Consider the following 18,143-nt stretch of genomic DNA (forward strand, 5'->3'; position numbering starts at 1 on the left):
TCACTATTGGCATGGTGTTTTTGTGAAAAATATATGAACAATGCACATATTAAGTAAATTTTAATTAGCCATCATTAATAGTGCTCAAAAAAAAACTAACTAGAATTCTAGCTAGCCTACTACTTCGTTTGTATCGCTTGTTCAATTACTTGTATATTCTGCCCATCTCCAAACTCGGTATACCCCCACACATTCGTTTCACCTTTATATTTATTTACAATTATATCCAAGTCATGATATACGCGATGAGCATAGACTACATACTCAATATTATGAAGCTCCACACCTTTTTTTACAATTTCATAACTTCTATTCACATCACGTTTTATTTTTTCATTTTTTATTTCTTTATGTATATTTTTTAAAGAAGGTTCTTGCTCTTGAAACCATTGTTTAAAATGTTTCCAATCCCCATCTGTGTATTCCTCTGCCTTACCATAGTTCAAGAAATTATTATAACTTTCATGCGTCGTACGAACAAACTCGAGTGTCTTCTTCTTCTCTTGCACATCTTCTATTTGTGCTACTGTATTTACTCCAGCAGACTTATTCGCATAATACAGTAGTACTTTCGTAAGACTATAGCTCGCTATTGCCATTACAGTAATAGTTACCAATACACTTAACAATTTCTTCATATACAGAACTCCTTTTCTACTATGAATATTACAATGTACTGTTACACTTGTAACATTCTCTCGCAGAAATGTAATTCCTGTCTAAATCCTTCTTGTCATTTCGACACTATTTTTCTACAAACTTCTCTTTGGTAAATGCTCTTGTAAAACAATATAACCTTCATAAGCTGTATAACCGAGTATAGCCATTAATCCGATATAACAAGCAAAAACTGTCCATTTTGTTTTCGTATCAACTTTATAATAATTTTCTTGTTGTTCCTTTTCTATTTCCCATTCATTTAATTTTCTTTCCGACACTTCAAATGCTTCTCTTATATGAATTGTATACTCATCTTTTTCATCTTCATATGGGACATAATCAAGCGGCTCAAACTTTGGTAAAAGGTATTCTAGCACTTCGATTTTTTGAATTTCTCCTGTTTTTAATTCTTTCTCACGCTCTCTTTGTCTTAATACATTCATCTCATGATGAATCATATAAATAGTGCGATGCACCGCACCAGTTTCTTTTAATTCCTCTTCAAGCCTAGCAACATATTCTTTCATTCCATCGATTTTATATCCTAATTCCTTAATCGGTTCATCTCTCTTTATTACTCTATACAATTCCATACAACCGATAATAACAATAAATCCACCTAAAATACTTTTGAAGTAAATAGAATAGCCAAGTAGTACAACTAGCCCTGCTCCCCAAATTTTCGTACTTACAACTGAAATTATTCTTCCACCATCTAACGGAGAAACTGGAATTAAGTTAAAGAAATTAATCATACTTCCAAGCAAAATAATAAGCGCCCAAAATGGCTCTTTCGTTATTATATATAGTGGAATAGCCGGTAAAAATGAAAGCAAGCCGAAAAGAGGCCCCATAAAGGCGATGTAAGCTTCATCTTTTGCATTTTTCGGCATTTCTTTCATGCCAATAAGAGCTCCCATAAATGGAATAAAGATCGCCGGCGATGTTGGTATCCCTTTTCTTTTCGCGGCCCATAAATGACCCATTTCATGAACAAACAACAAATAAACGAGCGCTACCCCAAATTTCCATCCATATATAACCGCGTATGCCCCAAGCGATAAGAACATACTAAATACTGTTGAGAATTTTGCTAACTTAAAAATGGCAAATACCCACTTTAACTTAGACAGTAAAAATAACCCTATTGCAACGATAATTCCCCATAACCCTTTTTTATTTTTTTTCATATTCCTCTCCTTTATCTCACTTTACTGAGTCATTTACACTCACCAAAACCTATTCTTGTCTTTATTATGACATATTTTTTTCTATTGTTAGAAATAATGTTTATTACATCCATTTTTAGCCAAAAATATAAATGAAAGGAGGTATTACAAATGAAATTACAATCCCTTATGATAGGCGCTCTATCTTTTTTAGCTTCAACTCTTATTTTTTATACCGTTAGCTACGTATTATTATTAGATTTGTTGCCAAATCACTTATTTATTGCTCTTATCATTCTTTCCGCTCTTATGATTTCTTTTCTTATTACACGAAAATCAATGAATGAGCCATCTGCAAAAGCAAAGTAATAGAGAGGGGATTCTTTCCCCTCTCTTATCATTTCCTAGGAAAATCTGTATAGACTTTACGATTCACATTTATCCCGTAAACGCCCGATTGGTATAGGCTAATAATCAGTAGGGGATGGATCCCCCACTGATTAAAGTTTCACTTTATCTTTGTAAGTTCATTTTTTCACCATAATCTTTAACAATTTGAATAATGTTTTGAAATGCTCCTACTTTTTCTTTCTTACTATTTAATATTTGCAAATCGTAATTATCATAATAGGCTTCCAGTGATTTTAATTGTGATTCTGAAGCATCTTTTATCGGAACAGTAACATTCAATTCATACTGTTTATACCCTTCCTTTACTTTTTCTGCTGCAATTATTTCACTTTCTTTTGCTCCGATAAATTTTTGAACCTTTTCCGGGAAAATCAATTGCAAATAATATTCTTGTTCCTTCGCTAACTTATTATATAGTGATTGTGAAATCGTATAACGTACTGTATAATTCATTTTTTGATCACCCGCTTTAATATGGAACGCGGTAATCTGCAAATCTTTTTTCGTTATTTCCGTTAAAGGCCCTACCTGCATCTCATCTTCTTTTTGTTCTGGAATCTTTGGAAATATAGCCAAAAGTTTTTCCGTATCTTTTTCATTCATCATATACATAGCTTTTTTATATTGCACCCATCCCCGTCGATCCTCTCCTCTTAACCATGCATAATACGTTTCTATTTTCCCATCTCTACTAATTTGTATTTCATATTCTGGTTCACCAAAGCTACCTGTTACTTCTTGTTTTTCTGCTTTGTTTATAATATCTACCACTAACTCCGCATCCATTTTCTTTAATTTTTTTTCTTCTGTACCTTTTTGTATAACAGTTACTTGTAATGGTTCTTTCACTTCATTCACTGTCTCCTCTACTTGTTTCGATTCTTTCTTTTGCTCGGCTTGACCACACGACGCGAGTAAAATAACACATAAACCCATTAAATATTTCCCTTTCAAATCGATTCTCCTTTTCCAATAAGAAATTCTTATAATCCTCATACATGAAACAAAAACGTTACATTATATAGAATGAGCTATACTATACAATGAAGGGAGGATTTTATAATGTCCATTAATTTTCATGATGCAAATAATAGGTATACGTATGCAAGTCGTAACGCACATATTTCATGGCAGGAAACAATAAACAATATTGCAGATGTGCAAAATAAACAAGTAATTGATATAGGTTGTGGTGGCGGCATTTATACGAAAGAACTTGCTCTTATGGGAGCCAAAAGTGTTGTTGGACTTGATTTTTCAAAAGAAATATTACAAGCTGCAAAAGAAAATTGTAACGGCTTCCCAAACATTTCATTCATTCACGGTGATGCGCACAACATTCCATACCCTAACGAAACATTCGACCTTATCATTTCGCGTGCCGTCATTCATCACTTACAAGATATTCCTATATTTATCCGAGAGGCTTCTCGCATATTAAAAAAAGACGGTATACTTATTTTACAAGACCGAACTATTGAAGATTGTACAATTCCAGGAAGTCCTGAACACATTCGTGGATACTTTTTCTCTGTATTTCCAAAACTCATTGAAATAGAATCAAAAAGAAGACCAAAAACCACTACTATACAGCAAGAATTACAAAAATATTCTCTTCAAGTTTTCCCCATTCAAACACAATGGGAAGTACGAAAAACACATGATTCTGTAGAAGCATTGCTGCAAGATTTATCTCCTCGAACCGGACGATCCATTCTATATGAATTAACAGATCATGAACTTTCTCAACTTCTACATCATATCCAAACAGCATTACAAAACGTCTCTCCTATTATCGAAAGAGATCGTTGGACCATTTGGAGCGCCATGAAATTGTAAGGAAGGAAGCCTCACAAAATAATGTGAGGCTTCCTTCTTTCATAATCTAATTTTACAACACTCTTGATATCCTCCACTCCTGGCCTGTGCACTTCCACACTTCGGACATACTAAATATCTAGACTGATTTGTCAACAAACTACCTTTTTGAAAGAGTAAAACTTCTGCTTGTTTAAACGAACGCGAATAATATAACCACATAAAACCAATTATAGCAATAATGCCAAATAATACTCCCATCGCAAGCATTTCAGTCACCTCTTTTGGTTTGTTCTTTCCAACAAGTGGATTGTTGTATTATTCTCTGTAAATTCTAACAATACCTTCTTTACTCCTCTAAATATCGATTTTCTCCATAAACTTTACAATTCTCTATAATGTTTTACAGCATTTTTACAAACAGCATTAATCCTTATATTCTCAGCTATATTTCTACAGGAAAGTGTATTTCCCAAAAAATATGTTGACTTTCTGAAAAAAACATGTGAAAATGTTGTCAGAATACTTGAATAAAAATTCATTGACGAGAACGAGTACGTTATAGGGCTGTTCCCCAGAGAGTTGGTATTTTGCTGAAAGCCAATGCTCAGTTCGTAACCGAAAATCATCTCCGAGAAGTAGAACCGAATGCTGAAGTAAGTTCTTACCGGTCGTCCCCCGTTACAAGGAACACGTATCATGTTGTACGTTGTAAAGCCGTATACATATAGATATATTTCTACATGTATAAATTAGGGTGGTATCGCGGGTAAATATAACTCGTCCCTTTCTTAAGGGGCGAGTTTTTTGTGTTCTAACAATGAATTTACAAAAAAGGAGGAAAAACAATGAACACTGTATCAAAAAAGCACGTTTTTTTCACAGGCCTTATGCTATTTTCTTTATTTTTTGGGGCAGGAAATTTAATTTTCCCTCCAATGCTTGGACAAAATGCTGGTGAAAACTTTTGGCCAGCGATGATTGGGTTTTTACTAACAGGAGTCGGCTTACCGCTACTTACTGTAATCGCCATCTCTCTATCAGGAAATGGCATGCAGCAACTTGCGAGTCATGTTCACCCATCATTCGGAATATTCTTTACGGTAATTGTATACATTGCAATTGGTCCATCTATGGGCATTCCGCGTGTCGCTAATGTCGCTTATGAAATGGGAGTTAGTTCTTTCTTACCAGAATCTATTCGCTCTAGCAGCCTAGCGCTATTTTTATACACAGTCATCTTCTTTGCTATCGTATTTTGGCTTAGTTTAAACCCTTCTAAGCTCGTCGATCGTATCGGAAGTGTATTAACACCTATTTTATTACTCTCTATTTTCTTATTATTCGTTAAGAGTGTATTTACACCCCTCGGGCAATCTGGACCAGCCATGCAAGAGTATCAAACTTCTCCAATTTTCAAAGGTTTTATGGAAGGATACTTAACGATGGATACCATTTCAGCACTTGCATTTGGGATTATCGTTGTAAATGCAATTCGCTCAAAAGGTGTGAATGACCGTAAATCAATTGCCATCGCAACAGCAAAAGCAGGACTTATTGCCGCTACTGGCCTCGTACTTGTATATGGTGCACTTGGCTGGCTCGGTACAACTAGTGTCTCTCTTGGATACGCAAACAATGGAGGACAGCTACTTACCGTTATCGTACAACAATTATTCGGTCCATATGGTCTAATTCTGTTATCTCTTATCGTTACACTCGCTTGCTTAACAACATGCGTTGGACTTGTATCTGCATGCAGTCAATACTTCTCAACTTTATTGACAAAATTTTCATACAAAACGTTAGCAAGCGTCATTTGCTTGTTAGGATTATTAGTTGCCAATTTAGGTTTAACAAAAATTATCGCAATCTCTGTTCCTATTTTACTTGTTGTATATCCAGTTGCAATTGTACTCGTGTTATTATCATTACTTCATAAATATTTCGGTGGCTATCGATCTGTTTATGTATGTGCTTTAATCGGAACAGCAGTTGTTAGCGTTTTTGACGGATTAAAACAAGGGAATATTCCTGTTTCATCTATCACATCTTATTTCGAGTTTATTCCATTATATAATGAAGGAATTGGCTGGTTAGTGCCAGCATTAGTTGGGGCTATTATCGGTTTTGTTATCGCAAAATTAAGTGGTGCAAAAGCAGTACCATTAACGGACCATTCACCTGAATCGAAAGCATCATAAAAAAACTCCCATTTCGTTAAAGATATATTATATATATGAGTAAGGATAGTAAGGAACGATGTTCCTACTGTCCTTTTTTTATGTATACGTACAGATTAGTGATACATAGTAATATAGGTTAATACGTGTTATTATTAGAATGTTGATTCTAGAATGAATATTCTTTCTTTTAGAGGAGGGTATAGCCTCAATTCGAGGACCTTGCCTAAAAATGAATGCTTAGCTTAGTAAAAGGTTGTGATACATATTTCTAAGATAAAACAAACACCAATAGATAAATGGCGTGAAATGATATCTGTAAGAAAAGCTATAACAGACAATGGGGTTATGTATTATTTAATGGATGAAGACCTTAATTTCATATCATTTGTAAAAGACTACCTCAATGTGATACAAGCAAGAGCAGTACAACAAGTAGCACCTAAGACTGTTCAAACGTACTGCTATCAACTCTGGTACTTCATTGTATTTTTAAAAATTAAACGGTTAGACATTTTAGATTTAGATGGGAGACCACAGATATTAACAGACTTTAAACTATGGCTCAAGAACCCTTATAGATTTTATGAAAATGTAGAGTTGTTTAATTTTGATTTTGAGGATGAGTATGAGGATAATGACATCAAAACTACAACTATCAACGCAATAATTGATAGAGTAAGTTCGTTATTTCTATGGCTTAAAGCTAGTGGGAAAATAAAAGATAATCCTGTTGTTTATCGCAGTGTTATGCGTACAAGTGCGATGAAAAACACAAATTTTCAGTTTAGGGGGTACTTTAAAATCTTAGCTTGATGGGTATGGGGTGGTACCCCTAATACCCCAGAAGGAAAAGAAAAGTATAATTCCTTTAACGTACAGGGCGTTCCATATATCATTGTAAAGGATCATGAAAATAACACTCAAAAATCAATTCTTGGATTCAGCACTCAATCATTAGAAGAGGCTATTTTATAATAATCATCACAAAAAAAAGAAACGAACAAAAATGTTCGTTTCTTTTTCATGGTGTTTAATGCTCAAGAAAACTTATAACCGCATAAGTATATAGAACGACTAGACCAAAGGCACATATTCCCATAATTATAATCGCTAGTGCGCTTTTCTCTTGTCTAAACCCTATAATTCCAAGAATAAATGCACTCCACATTGTTACCTTAACCATTGTAGAAAGGTTGGGAATTGAATATCCACTCAACCAGGTAGAGAAACTTACAATTGCTAAAAAAGAGAACAAAGTTAGAACAATAGATAATATATTAATGTGCTTCCCATACTTCAGTTGCATTTCGCTACCCCCTTTTCTTTTCATTAGTGAATAATAGGTAGATGACTATATTTTTATTTTATTCTAAATTTTCTTGAAAGTATACAATGAAAAGAAGAGGTTGTCCCAAAAGTCGCTGAATAGTTACCTTTGGGCAACCTCTTTTCTTTATTTTTTACTTTCCTCTAGTTTAGAGATACTTGCTTCTTTTTCAGGTAACGTATCAACAAAATCCTTTTGAGATTTTAATAGGTCAGATTGTTGTATCCAAGCCTTAAGATCATCTAAAGATTTACGAGCTTCTTTTACATCGCCAGTAATATCATTCATGTTCAACTTATTAAATGTAGCTAAAAATTCTTGTTGAATCTCACCTTGCAATGCATTGGCTTGCTTTGTTAATTCTTTATTTTCATCACTTTTTGCCTTTTGAACATTATTCATAGCTTTCCCGATTTCATGTTTATCAAAAGCATCTTGCGCTTTCTTTAAATGTTCGGTTTGTTCTAACTTACTTCTAATCTTCTTATCATCCTTCAACTTCAAAGCCTCTTGATAATTCTTTATAGCTTCGCTATACTTTTTATCCTTAATGTTCTTATCAGCTTTTGATGTATAACCTTCAAAGGAATTACTACTACAAGCTGCCAGTAGCAAGATGAATGCTAGAATTAACCCATAAAACTTAACATTTTTCATAGAATCTATGCCTCCCCTTCTATATGCATATACTTATATTATTACAATTTCTGTAAAAATCGAAAGGAATACATACATATGTTATCAATTTGATAAATATTCTGTTGGAGGTATTATGTATCATTTATTATCTTTTTCGGTAGACTGAATATATTCAAAGAAATCCGGTGGTTCTTCCATTGCTTCTTTTTTAAATTTTTCAAGTTCTTCACGTTCACACGGAGACAATTTTTCTAGTAGGGGTACCACCCCATCACCATCAAGCTAAGAAATGCAAATACCTCAAAACGAAAAAATGAGCATTTTGTTACAAGTTAGTACAAAATTTCGTTCTGGGGGTACTATAAAATTTTAGCTTGATGGGCATGGGGTACCGCCAGCATTTTAGAAGAAAAACACGCTAAGCAAAAAAAATACAATAAGCTGCCCATATGGACAGCTTATTTACATAATTATCGAAAGCGGAAGTTAAAAGTTTTTAGTTTCTTGCTCAATTAAAGCACCCGTTTGTTTAAGTATATTTTTTCACAAACTCACATTAAAAAGCATTTATTTACCTATTTTAAATGCGGTTTCACTAATAATTAAACTAAGTTGAAGCCTTCCTAACCACTTTTCAGAATCACTTATAATCCTCATAATTCCGTTAGTATCTTCGTGGTACTCTAACCCTTCAACTTGAGCGTACTCCACATTCAACTTAGCAATTCTATGAATTATCATTACCCACTCTGCATCTGTCATCTTTTCTTTCGAAAAATTATTGATATTATTCGCACATTCCCTTGAAAAAGAACAAGAACCTGCTGTTATATCAACTTCCTTACCTAGCTCTAAAGAACAGATTTTGTTTGTTATCTTTTCCGTTTCAATCCATTCCAATGGGTGTGTGTTCATTGCACGTTCAGTACGTCCTAAAATAAGGTAATCGTAATTCGGCATATCTGACACCATATTCTTTAATTCATCTAAATGATTCTTACTCCAAGTTAACAAACGGTCAAAGTCACAATAATGAAAATACTGGCATTGACCTGTAAGACCAAATTTCACAACTTCTCTTCGTGCCTGAGCCGCTCCCTTCTTTGGAATTATCTTCACATTAAATTGACTTCTTTCCATCTCTTTAACTAATTCAATTGACGACAAATCGCTAATGGTAATGAAAAGTTCCCCATAAATACCCTCAAGGTCCTCTTGTAATTGTTGAAAAAGCTCAATGTTTATTCCCTTGGGGTCGTGAGTGACCGTTAAAAGTGCAACTTGCGACACAATATCCACCTCAAATTTTTATCTTTGAATTCTTAAATTCAACAAAAAACAAAAACATTCCTGTTTCTTGTTGAACTAAACTGCCATTTAGTTGAATAAGGAAGAGTGTATATCCTATACATGTTAGGTTGACATAACGTCTCATTATTGGTAGCAAGGAAAAGGGGGGAACCCCTACTCTCACAAGGGAACCTTCTTTTTTTGTTCTATGGATCTATGCATTTTTTTATACATTCCTATCCTAGCACGGTTTTAGGGTTCTTGTTTGTTACTAGATTATCCGAAAAGTTGTATAAAATCTTGCATACTCTTAGCGGGTTTTTTTTAGAAATGCTGGCGGTACCCCGTAAAGTAGTATTCAATTTTTTTGATGAATATAGAGTGACCTAAATAAAAGGAGCCTCTATCGAAAGTTACTTAGTAATTTTCGATAGAGGCTTTTAATTATAATACTTAATTGTAGTTATATACCTTTAACGAAATGGGAGTTTTTTACATTTGATAAGAAGTATGATTAAAGCTACTTACTTTATAAGCTTTCGTATAGTAATCAATATTCGTATCCACCGTTTCTACTTTTACAACATCATAGCAATCTTCTTGCTTTACTAGAAATAAATAATATTCTTCTGTTGCCTCAATAATTGCAATACGATCTGCTTCAATATCATATTGTTCACAAAGTGCTTGCAACGCATTCACATAGTTACCTAATTTTTTCGTTTCATTCATTCCAAATATCGTTTGAACTAACATACACTCTCTCCCCTTTGTATGTACTGTTAACACCTCGATAATAACGCTTACATAATTGACCGTCAACCAAAAGCTTTGACCATATATAGTCAAAGCTTCCTTTTTATTTCGTCAATTGGTGTCTAAACGCATAAATAACCGCCTGTGTCCGGTCACTTACATTTAGCTTATTTAATATATTACTCACATGTGTCTTTACTGTTTTAAGGGCAATAAACAACTCATCTGCAATCTCTTGATTACTTTTCCCCTCTGCAATTAATAACAAAATTTCAGACTCTCTTTCTGTTAACTCCTCATGCAAAGGTTGTTCTTTCTTCTGACGCATACGAGACATCATTTTGCCAGTAACTTTCGGCTCTAATACCGTTTCCCCATCATAAGTAGCTCGTACAGCGTCTGCAATATCACTCGCTCTTGATGTTTTTAATAAATAACTTGTCGCTCCCGCCTCAATAACAGGATATAACTTTTCATCATCTAAAAAGCTCGTTACAACTACAATTTTCGCTTCTGGCCATTCTTGAATAATAGCGCGTGTCGCTTCAACTCCGTCCATCTCATCCATAACAAGGTCCATTAAAATAATATCCGGTCTTAACTGCAAGGCTAACTCTGAACCTTTTCTTCCATTTTCAGCTTCTCCAACTACTTCAATATCTGGCTGCGTTGATAAATATGCTGATACACCCATTCGAACCATTTCATGATCATCAACTAGTAATACTTTTATCATGATTCTCCCCCTCTCTCAATCATAATCGGTACTTTCACTTCTATTTGCGTACCTTTATTCGGAAAACTAAGGACTTTTAATGTACCACCAATTTCATGAACTCGCTCTTGCATTGACCTTAAGCCGTATGAACCTGCCTTATTAACCCCAACCTTAAAACCAACACCATCATCAATAATTTTCAAAATCGCATATTGATCAATTTTACGAAGGCGTACTTCGGTTTTCTTTGCCTTCGCATGTCGTAAAGTATTAGACAGCGCCTCTTGTACAATACGGAATAAATGATCTTCTACACCTTTTTTTAATTGAATCGGTTCAACTAACCATTCAATTTTCATATGTTGCTTTCTAGACAGTTCTGTTAATAATTCTTCTATACCCTCTGTTAGTTTCTTACCTTCTAACTGCACTGGGCGTAAATGAAGGAGCAATGCTCTCATTTCTGATTGTGCATTTACAACCATATTCTCAACAAGCTGCAACTGTTTTTTCGTCGTGTCTGGAATTTCAGCTACTTGTTCATTAATAGCTGACATCATCATCGACATTGCAAAAAGCTGCTGACTTACAGAATCATGCAGCTCCCTCGCCAATCGATGCCTCTCTTGGGAAATCGCTTCTTGTCTCATCTCTTCATTCCAATGAGCTCGTTCATTCGTTACTTTTTGAAATAGCCCCGCTTGCTCCTCTAATCGACGAGCCAGAACGATTACTTTTCGTTCCACTTCATGAAATTCATCATCCGCAGTAAACGAAACATCACTCGGAAAATTCCCTCGCTCTACTTCAAATAGAAAAGTATTTAATCCTTGTATACGCTGCTCTATATAATAACCGATTGCATACCCTACAATTCCTCCGATAAGAAGACTAGTACTCATAATAAACAAGCCAATTGGAACAGAAGCAATGGATTCTTTCCATAGTAAATCATAAACTTGTTGTTCGCTTTTCCATACATATACAATTGTACAAATAAGTGCGATACTCACAGAGGACAACATAGAATAACGAATATACATCCACGAAATATTCTTTTGTTTTTTCATTATACTTTCCTCACTTCCGTATCACCTACGACAAGCGAAGAAATAATTTTTATACGGCGAGGAGCTTCTTTATACTGTTCTGTTCTAAACGTAACATTACGGTTAAATCCTGTTTCTTCGTGTCCCGGCAAGAGCACTCGCCCAACAATAACAGAATGATTTAAGGACAGTTCGATATCATATGGCACATATAAACGAATGTTACCAACGACTCCCCGAATAACAATTACCGTTTCTCCCTCTGGAATCATCGCAGTTGTTAAATCAATCTCGACATCACAAGCGCCATATTGGACGTTAATATCCTCAAGTTCATAAATATGATTCATCATTCGTACATTACCTACGAACATATTTTTTATGTACGGTTCTGTACGATATATTTGTTTTTCTTCATCTATATATCCCTTTTCTTTAATTTCAACTTTCATTGCTTTTTGCTGGTGCCCTTGTTGAATAAGTTGATAACCAATTAAAGCTAAACAAGCAAATACAACAAGTACGAATGCTGCTGATGAAAATAAGAAGAATAAGAATACAATACCACCGACAAATAAAAATACATTTCCTCTTACATAACGATTTTTCTTTCGGTAATGCCTTCCAAACATAATCATAATAAATGCAAATATTAGACCACCTGGTTCAAAATGTCCAAGTATCATATCAAGAAAAAGACCGAATCCAAATATGAGGAGGAGCATCCCCATTAATTGTGTTTTTGAAAAGTGCTTCTTCATTTCAGCTCCCCTCCCTCTTTGTCACATATACATAGAAGAAAAGGCATTGCTTTCCAACACCTTTTCTTCTATCACTATATCATAAGCCTGTTTTATTATATACTACAATTATTTTGTTACTTCTTTCGTTAATGATACTTCATTTTTCTCTTTCATCTCACGCTCTAGTTTTGCAATTTTCATATCAAATGTATCACGCTCATACTCTTCATTTATACGAAGCTCTAAGTCACGAATGTAATCATCAATTTCTTCAAATCGTAAGAACGGATTATTTTCATCCATTTTATGCATAGCAGTATTCATACGACGGTTTGCATGTGCCATATTTTCACGCGCCATTAATTCCATACGTTTTGCGTTCATTTCTTTTAATTTATTTTTCATTTCTGAAAGACGACGCTCTAACTCATCAATTTGCTCTACAACACCAGCATACATTTCTTCTAAGCGAGTTACTTGCCCTTCATAATACGCTACTTCTTCTAATGCACGTTCATGCAGTTGTAACTCGCCTGCTTCTTGAGCGATGATGGCTTGCTTTGATCTTTTGTTAACAAAATAGCGTGCTTGCTCAAGCTCACGAGCGAAGTTAGATTTTAATGTTTTATGACGCTGAATTAACTTCTCAATTTTTGTTATTTCACGCTCACTATCGCGTAAATATTGGTTTAACATAGCAATTGGATTTTTTCTTTCTTTCTCATCTAACACATTATGAAAATCAGCTAAAATTGCATCGCGTACACGTCCGAATAAAGATTGTTTCATTATAAATCTTCCTCTCTTCTACTTTATAATTTAATTTATTTTATATTAGTTTTTCATTAACTTGTTCCACTCATCTTCAAAGTTGCTATATGGTTTAGAACTTTCTGGAGCAGAATCAACAACTACGTTTTTTTCTTTTTTCCACTCACGGTATCCGTAGTATAAAACTACTAATGCTGCGATACCGATTAATGCTGGGGAATGAGAAAGTGCAATGGACAAACCGATTAAACCAACAATACCCCAAGCTAACTTTCCAAAAAATGATTGTGCTCGCACAAATGATTTATAGCTCCAGTACACAACTCCTGCTCCGATTGCGAATCCTACAATACCAGCAAGACTACCAAGAGCAATTAAAGCCAAAATACCGGCCGCGATAAACGCTAGAAATTGTTTCATCTTGTGCTTGCCTCCCTTCGATTTGATACTCTTATCTTAACTATTTTTTCTTTTTTTCATAACGAGCTTAAGAACCGTTTTTAACTCAGACTTAAGACTGAGTTAAATTCAGCCTTTTGTAAAAACAGAAGGTAGGATAGGATAATTCCCTCTTTTATCACACATAAAAAGCCGTACAGAGAATATTCTCTGTACGGCTTCTGTTACTACGAATAACATCCATATTTAATCATGCTGTTTTATGATACTCTTTTTTTTCCGCCACTTTAGAAAATCTCGGGAAACCAATTAATATAGAAATGATTCCACATACTCCAACTAAGATCGGATAAAATGCATATGGTAACAATTCAACCGGAGATAACGCAGCAAATCCTGCCGCAGTTAACATTTGAGCACCATATGGGATTAACCCTTGTATACAGCAAGAGAAAAGATCTAGTACACTCGCTGATTTACGTGGATCAATTTCATATTGATCCGCAATGTTCTTCGCAAGAGGACCCGTAAAAATAATCGAAATCGTATTATTCGCTGTACACATATTCGTCATACTCACTAAACCAGCAATACCGAACTCTGCTCCTTTTTTCGAACGAATATTACGCGTTAAAAGATTCATTAAATATTGAATACCACCATTATATTGGATCAGTTCAACCATACCACCGATTAATATAGCAAGTAATACTAGCTCCATCATACTGCCCATGCCAGTCGTTACACTTTTAAAGAAACTTTCTAACGTGTAACTTCCATCTATAAGCCCTATAACACCTGATAATACAGTTCCACCAGTTAACACAATAAGTACATTCCAACCAAGTAACGCCGTAATAAGTACTCCTGCATACGGTAAAATCTTTATCCAGTCGAAACTATGGGCTTTAACTTGTGTATCACTTCCTAAAGTAATTATTACTAATAGTACAATTGTAATAATAGCAGCTGGCAATACAATTAAAAAGTTCGTTTTAAACTTATCTTTCATTTCTGTTCCTTGTGAACGAACAGCAGCAATTGTTGTATCTGAAATAAATGATAAATTATCACCAAACATCGCTCCGCCCACAACAGTAGCCATCGCAAGTGCAATTGAGATATCAGTTTGCCCACTAATCCCTACAGCAATTGGTGCTAGTGCTGCAATTGTTCCCATTGAAGTTCCCATCGCTAATGAAATAAATGCCCCTATAACAAAAATTCCAGCAACGATAAATCCTGGTGGCAAAATAGATAACGCTAAATTAACAGTTGAATCAACTCCGCCCATTCCTTTTGCTGTTTCAGAAAACGCCCCTGCAAGTACAAAAATTAATACCATAATCATAATATCCGGATTTCCTGCACCTTTAGCAAATCGTTCTACTTTCGCATTAAAGCTTTCTTTACGATTCATCACTAAAGCGACCCCTACAGCAATTGAAATTGCTACAAGTATCGGCAATTTATAGAAATCACCTGTAATAATTCCAGAACCAATAAATAGCGCCAAAAATATCCCAAGTGGTAATAAAGCCAAACCATTTCCTCTCGTTTCTTTCAAAGTACCATCTCTCCCTAGTTTCAACCTTTTTCTAATGAATAACAAAAGACCTCTTCCAATGAGAAGAGGTCTTATACATCTATAAGAAACGCTCTTCTCATCTTTCAAGCACATGCTTGCTGGATTTGGCACAGCACTCTGAAATCGAGTCCGCTGCCGAGGCATCGTAGGGCCAGTCCCTCCGCCTCTCTTTATAAGAAGGTTTCATATTTATTTTTTAATAATAATTTCTTCCCTAACTTTACTCGCTTACAAAACAAAAGTCAATTATTTTTTGTATAGATTTTTTTGGTAATTATGCAAAAATTTGAATACAACAATCATTTTAACTTTTCGATTTCTTTATCTAATATTGAAATCCAAGAAAATTCTTCATTTTTTATCGTTGCTACAATCCATTTTGTTATACGCCATGCTAATTCATATTCTTCCTTAGTAACATCACCTATATTATAGGCATCCTCTAACTCATCTTCATCCAATACATAAATCTCACCGCTCGGTAACAATACTACATCTAAGTATAAATCATCAAAATAAGGCAAACCACGATCGTCAATTTTAAATTCTTTCGTCACATCGATATAATATTGCACTAATTGTTTTTGATTGTCTAACATAGCTGTAATTGCAAAGTTTTTGTCGCTTATAAAATATTGCATCCATGTATACCCATCACCTGCAATGCAAATCTCTTTACTATTGTATTCTTTATAACTAGGCTCTCTCACCTTTTTTATATCCAATATTCCTAACATACCTGCTTCAACTCGTTTTACTGTGTATGTCTTCTCTATTAATCGCTTCCACGTAGAACCATCACCGTACTTACGTTTCATAACTTTCGCTCCTCTTCTACATACAGAAAAGCTCTCACATAATATGTGAGAGCTTTTCAAATCATAATTAAGCCGCTTGACCCTTTTCAGATATCTCTTTTAAATAGGCTTGTCCTTTTTCAGCGTCATATTGACCTTCCCACTTAGACATAACTACAGCCGCTAAAGAGTTACCTACAACGTTAACTGCCGTACGGGCCATATCTAGAATACGGTCAATACCTGCAATAAACGCTAAACCTTCAGCTGGAATACCTACTGTACCAAGTGTTGCTAATAATACAACGAATGATACGCCCGGTACACCCGCGATACCTTTTGATGTAACCATTAATACAAGTAATAACGTAATTTGTTGTGTAATGGATAATTCAATACCGTACATTTGCGCTAAGAAAATTGCCGCAATTGCTTGATATAACGTTGATCCATCTAAGTTAAATGAATAACCTGTTGGAATAACGAAAGATGTAATTGCTTTCGGGCAACCGAATTTCTCCATTTTCTCCATAATTTTCGGTAAAACCGTTTCTGAACTTGCTGTAGAATACGCTAAGATCAGCTCGTCTTTTAAAATTTTAAAGAATTGGAAAATGTTAATACCGAATATTTTCGCTGTAAGTCCTAATACGACCACAACGAAGAATATCATTGCTCCGTATACTACAATGAGTAATTTCCCTAATGGAATTAATGAAGCTAATCCGAATGTAGAAACTGTAACACCAATTAATGCGAATACACCAAATGGCGCAAACTTCATAACTTGGTTCGTTACATAAAACATTGCATCTGCTACACCTTGGAAAAATTGCAGAACTGGTTTGCCACGCTCACCAATTGCTGCTACACCTAAACCAAATAATACTGAGAAGAAGATAATAGCAAGCATATCACCTTCAGCTAATGATTTCATAATGTTCGTCGGAACAATATTTACAAACGTATCCGCGAACGAATGACTTTGTACTTGCTCTGTCGTATGTGTATATTTAGAAATATCTGTTTTTGTTAACTTATCCATATCAACGCCTTTTCCAGGTTGGAAAATGTTTGCTATTAATAGACCAACAGCAATTGCAATCGTTGTAATAATTTCAAAGTAAATAATTGTTTTTCCGCCTAGTCGGCCTAACTTCTTAACATCGCCAACACCAGCAACCCCAACAACAATACTCGCTACAACAATCGGTACAACAATCATCTTAATTAATCGGATGAAAATATCACCAATTGGTTGTAAGTACTTCACCACTTCTGGATTGCCAAAGAAAATAGCCCCAACTGCAATACCAAGCGCAAGTCCTATTAAAATTTGCCATGCAAGTCCTATTCTTTTCATACTTGTGGTAACCCCCTCTTCGATGTGTCACTCTATCTCTCATTCTATGTCTATAAAACTTGAAATTAAGAGTATTACATATTATTCGACAATTCACTACATTTTGTCCCTGTTAAAAATCATAAATCAAAAATTAAAATCTGACAACAAAATAAGTTTGCCCGAACGCAAATAATTTTCTTGACAAAAATAAACCTCATGTCAGAAAACCTCACATGAAATCGATTCCTCACTAGTGATTGATAGGTTTTTGAAGTACTGTTTCATTATGGAAAACTCCATCATTTTCCATGATTTTTTTAAACAATATAGAAATTGATACCTTTTTCTATACATTCAAGAATTTTAACTTTATGACAAACACTACGAAAAGATGCTAAATTCCGACAAAACTTAGCAAAATTATAAAATTCTCTTTACATTATGATTACAACGATAGACACTCTTCTTCTTATGATA

The 18,143-nt window shown here is 34.6% G+C and carries 21 protein-coding genes, 1 riboswitch and 1 other annotated feature; of the genes, 4 read left to right on the forward strand and 17 right to left on the reverse strand.

The features are described 5' to 3' along the window. Nucleotides 1-119 precede the first annotated feature (119 nt). Nucleotides 120-638, reverse strand: a complete 519-nt coding sequence (locus tag JDS80_RS05990) for a hypothetical protein (protein WP_199637441.1) — start codon at nt 636-638, stop codon at nt 120-122. Nucleotides 639-752: 114 nt separating this feature from the next. Next, the gene (locus JDS80_RS05995; protein WP_199637443.1) at nt 753-1,850 is read right to left on the reverse strand and encodes a site-2 protease family protein; all 1,098 of its coding nucleotides are present in this window, start codon (nt 1,848-1,850) and stop codon (nt 753-755) included. A gap of 150 nt (nt 1,851-2,000) precedes the next feature. Here JDS80_RS05995 and JDS80_RS06000 point away from each other — a divergent pair, with 150 nt between their 5' ends. Then, on the forward strand, nt 2,001-2,198 hold the full coding sequence (locus JDS80_RS06000; protein WP_000776285.1) for a hypothetical protein: 198 nt from the start codon (nt 2,001-2,003) through the stop codon (nt 2,196-2,198). 144 nt (nt 2,199-2,342) lie between these two features. On the opposite strand, the gene JDS80_RS06005 is transcribed toward JDS80_RS06000, so the two are convergent. Beyond that, nucleotides 2,343-3,194, reverse strand: a complete 852-nt coding sequence (locus tag JDS80_RS06005; protein WP_199637445.1) for a YhfM domain-containing protein — start codon at nt 3,192-3,194, stop codon at nt 2,343-2,345. A gap of 108 nt (nt 3,195-3,302) precedes the next feature. Here JDS80_RS06005 and JDS80_RS06010 point away from each other — a divergent pair, with 108 nt between their 5' ends. After that, on the forward strand, nt 3,303-4,079 hold the full coding sequence (locus JDS80_RS06010) for a class I SAM-dependent methyltransferase (RefSeq protein WP_199637447.1): 777 nt from the start codon (nt 3,303-3,305) through the stop codon (nt 4,077-4,079). A 39-nt stretch (nt 4,080-4,118) separates the two neighbouring features. Here JDS80_RS06010 and JDS80_RS06015 read toward each other — a convergent pair whose 3' ends face one another. Continuing rightward, nucleotides 4,119-4,328, reverse strand: a complete 210-nt coding sequence (locus JDS80_RS06015; protein ID WP_000880630.1) for a hypothetical protein — start codon at nt 4,326-4,328, stop codon at nt 4,119-4,121. 262 nt (nt 4,329-4,590) lie between these two features. Next, nucleotides 4,591-4,849: a binding site (T-box leader), on the forward strand. Nucleotides 4,850-4,906: 57 nt separating this feature from the next. On the opposite strand from JDS80_RS06015, the gene brnQ3 reads away from it, so the two are divergent. Both brnQ3 and JDS80_RS06025 read left to right on the forward strand, forming a co-directional pair. After that, nucleotides 4,907-6,262, forward strand: a complete 1,356-nt coding sequence (gene brnQ3, locus JDS80_RS06020) for a branched-chain amino acid transport system II carrier protein BrnQ3 (RefSeq protein WP_199637449.1) — start codon at nt 4,907-4,909, stop codon at nt 6,260-6,262. A gap of 288 nt (nt 6,263-6,550) precedes the next feature. Further along, nucleotides 6,551-7,057 carry a hypothetical protein gene (locus JDS80_RS06025; protein ID WP_242477344.1) on the forward strand — a complete coding sequence of 169 codons (507 nt, stop codon included), beginning with the start codon at nt 6,551-6,553 and terminating at the stop codon, nt 7,055-7,057. A 217-nt stretch (nt 7,058-7,274) separates the two neighbouring features. On the opposite strand, the gene JDS80_RS06030 is transcribed toward JDS80_RS06025, so the two are convergent. From JDS80_RS06030 to gltP, 13 genes are all read right to left on the reverse strand, one after another. Continuing rightward, the gene (locus JDS80_RS06030; RefSeq protein ID WP_199637450.1) at nt 7,275-7,550 is read right to left on the reverse strand and encodes a hypothetical protein; all 276 of its coding nucleotides are present in this window, start codon (nt 7,548-7,550) and stop codon (nt 7,275-7,277) included. Nucleotides 7,551-7,697: 147 nt separating this feature from the next. Continuing rightward, entirely contained in the window at nt 7,698-8,228 is a 531-nt protein-coding gene (locus JDS80_RS31360) for a hypothetical protein (RefSeq protein ID WP_242477345.1), read from the reverse strand. 120 nt (nt 8,229-8,348) lie between these two features. Then, a complete protein-coding gene (locus JDS80_RS31930; protein WP_274605830.1) occupies nt 8,349-8,477 on the reverse strand; it encodes a hypothetical protein in 129 nt (42 codons plus the stop codon). A gap of 300 nt (nt 8,478-8,777) precedes the next feature. Further along, nucleotides 8,778-9,500: a hypothetical protein gene (locus JDS80_RS06045; protein WP_199637452.1), complete on the reverse strand. Its 723-nt coding sequence runs from the start codon at nt 9,498-9,500 to the stop codon at nt 8,778-8,780. Nucleotides 9,501-9,992: 492 nt separating this feature from the next. Further along, entirely contained in the window at nt 9,993-10,349 is a 357-nt protein-coding gene (locus JDS80_RS06050) for a DUF3992 domain-containing protein (RefSeq protein WP_199637454.1), read from the reverse strand. A gap of 10 nt (nt 10,350-10,359) precedes the next feature. Beyond that, nucleotides 10,360-10,992: a response regulator gene (locus tag JDS80_RS06055; RefSeq protein ID WP_000598709.1), complete on the reverse strand. Its 633-nt coding sequence runs from the start codon at nt 10,990-10,992 to the stop codon at nt 10,360-10,362. Next, nucleotides 10,989-12,044 (reverse strand): sensor histidine kinase, encoded by a 1,056-nt coding sequence (locus JDS80_RS06060; protein ID WP_071744851.1) that lies wholly within the window; start codon nt 12,042-12,044, stop codon nt 10,989-10,991. The genes JDS80_RS06055 and JDS80_RS06060 overlap by 4 nt, the downstream gene beginning before the upstream one ends. Next, nucleotides 12,044-12,784, reverse strand: coding sequence for a cell wall-active antibiotics response protein LiaF (liaF, locus tag JDS80_RS06065; protein WP_199637455.1), 741 nt, complete (start codon nt 12,782-12,784; stop codon nt 12,044-12,046). The genes JDS80_RS06060 and liaF overlap by 1 nt, the downstream gene beginning before the upstream one ends. A gap of 108 nt (nt 12,785-12,892) precedes the next feature. Further along, a complete protein-coding gene (locus JDS80_RS06070) occupies nt 12,893-13,555 on the reverse strand; it encodes a PspA/IM30 family protein (protein ID WP_199637457.1) in 663 nt (220 codons plus the stop codon). 45 nt (nt 13,556-13,600) lie between these two features. Beyond that, a complete protein-coding gene (locus tag JDS80_RS06075) occupies nt 13,601-13,957 on the reverse strand; it encodes a lmo0954 family membrane protein (RefSeq protein WP_048370510.1) in 357 nt (118 codons plus the stop codon). 229 nt (nt 13,958-14,186) lie between these two features. Next, entirely contained in the window at nt 14,187-15,503 is a 1,317-nt protein-coding gene (locus JDS80_RS06080) for a Na+/H+ antiporter NhaC family protein (protein ID WP_071744849.1), read from the reverse strand. A 94-nt stretch (nt 15,504-15,597) separates the two neighbouring features. Beyond that, nucleotides 15,598-15,703: riboswitch (SAM riboswitch) on the reverse strand. A 120-nt stretch (nt 15,704-15,823) separates the two neighbouring features. Further along, the gene (locus JDS80_RS06085) at nt 15,824-16,342 is read right to left on the reverse strand and encodes a ribonuclease FAU-1 family protein (protein WP_199637459.1); all 519 of its coding nucleotides are present in this window, start codon (nt 16,340-16,342) and stop codon (nt 15,824-15,826) included. A gap of 67 nt (nt 16,343-16,409) precedes the next feature. Next, a complete protein-coding gene (gltP, locus tag JDS80_RS06090) occupies nt 16,410-17,684 on the reverse strand; it encodes a glutamate/aspartate:proton symporter GltP (protein WP_071744847.1) in 1,275 nt (424 codons plus the stop codon). Nucleotides 17,685-18,143: the final 459 nt, after the last annotated feature.

Origin of the sequence: Bacillus cereus group sp. N8, assembly GCF_016483685.1 — a bacterium.
GTDB lineage: Bacteria > Bacillota > Bacilli > Bacillales > Bacillaceae_G > Bacillus_A > Bacillus_A proteolyticus.

What these genes read in the sequence shown, in the direction of transcription:
- JDS80_RS05990 (WP_199637441.1), bottom strand. Translation starts at nt 638, where the DNA reads ATGAAGAAATTGTTAAGTGTATTGGTAACTATTACTGTAATGGCAATA.
- JDS80_RS05995 (WP_199637443.1), bottom strand. Translation starts at nt 1,850, where the DNA reads ATGAAAAAAAATAAAAAAGGGTTATGGGGAATTATCGTTGCAATAGGG.
- JDS80_RS06000 (WP_000776285.1), top strand. Translation starts at nt 2,001, where the DNA reads ATGAAATTACAATCCCTTATGATAGGCGCTCTATCTTTTTTAGCTTCA.
- JDS80_RS06010 (WP_199637447.1), top strand. Translation starts at nt 3,303, where the DNA reads ATGTCCATTAATTTTCATGATGCAAATAATAGGTATACGTATGCAAGT.
- JDS80_RS06015 (WP_000880630.1), bottom strand. Translation starts at nt 4,328, where the DNA reads ATGCTTGCGATGGGAGTATTATTTGGCATTATTGCTATAATTGGTTTT.
- brnQ3 (WP_199637449.1), top strand. Translation starts at nt 4,907, where the DNA reads ATGAACACTGTATCAAAAAAGCACGTTTTTTTCACAGGCCTTATGCTA.
- JDS80_RS06025 (WP_242477344.1), top strand. Translation starts at nt 6,551, where the DNA reads ATGATATCTGTAAGAAAAGCTATAACAGACAATGGGGTTATGTATTAT.
- JDS80_RS06030 (WP_199637450.1), bottom strand. Translation starts at nt 7,550, where the DNA reads ATGCAACTGAAGTATGGGAAGCACATTAATATATTATCTATTGTTCTA.
- JDS80_RS31360 (WP_242477345.1), bottom strand. Translation starts at nt 8,228, where the DNA reads ATGAAAAATGTTAAGTTTTATGGGTTAATTCTAGCATTCATCTTGCTA.
- JDS80_RS06055 (WP_000598709.1), bottom strand. Translation starts at nt 10,992, where the DNA reads ATGATAAAAGTATTACTAGTTGATGATCATGAAATGGTTCGAATGGGT.
- JDS80_RS06060 (WP_071744851.1), bottom strand. Translation starts at nt 12,044, where the DNA reads ATGAAAAAACAAAAGAATATTTCGTGGATGTATATTCGTTATTCTATG.
- liaF (WP_199637455.1), bottom strand. Translation starts at nt 12,784, where the DNA reads ATGAAGAAGCACTTTTCAAAAACACAATTAATGGGGATGCTCCTCCTC.
- JDS80_RS06070 (WP_199637457.1), bottom strand. Translation starts at nt 13,555, where the DNA reads ATGAAACAATCTTTATTCGGACGTGTACGCGATGCAATTTTAGCTGAT.
- JDS80_RS06075 (WP_048370510.1), bottom strand. Translation starts at nt 13,957, where the DNA reads ATGAAACAATTTCTAGCGTTTATCGCGGCCGGTATTTTGGCTTTAATT.
- JDS80_RS06085 (WP_199637459.1), bottom strand. Translation starts at nt 16,342, where the DNA reads ATGAAACGTAAGTACGGTGATGGTTCTACGTGGAAGCGATTAATAGAG.
- gltP (WP_071744847.1), bottom strand. Translation starts at nt 17,684, where the DNA reads ATGAAAAGAATAGGACTTGCATGGCAAATTTTAATAGGACTTGCGCTT.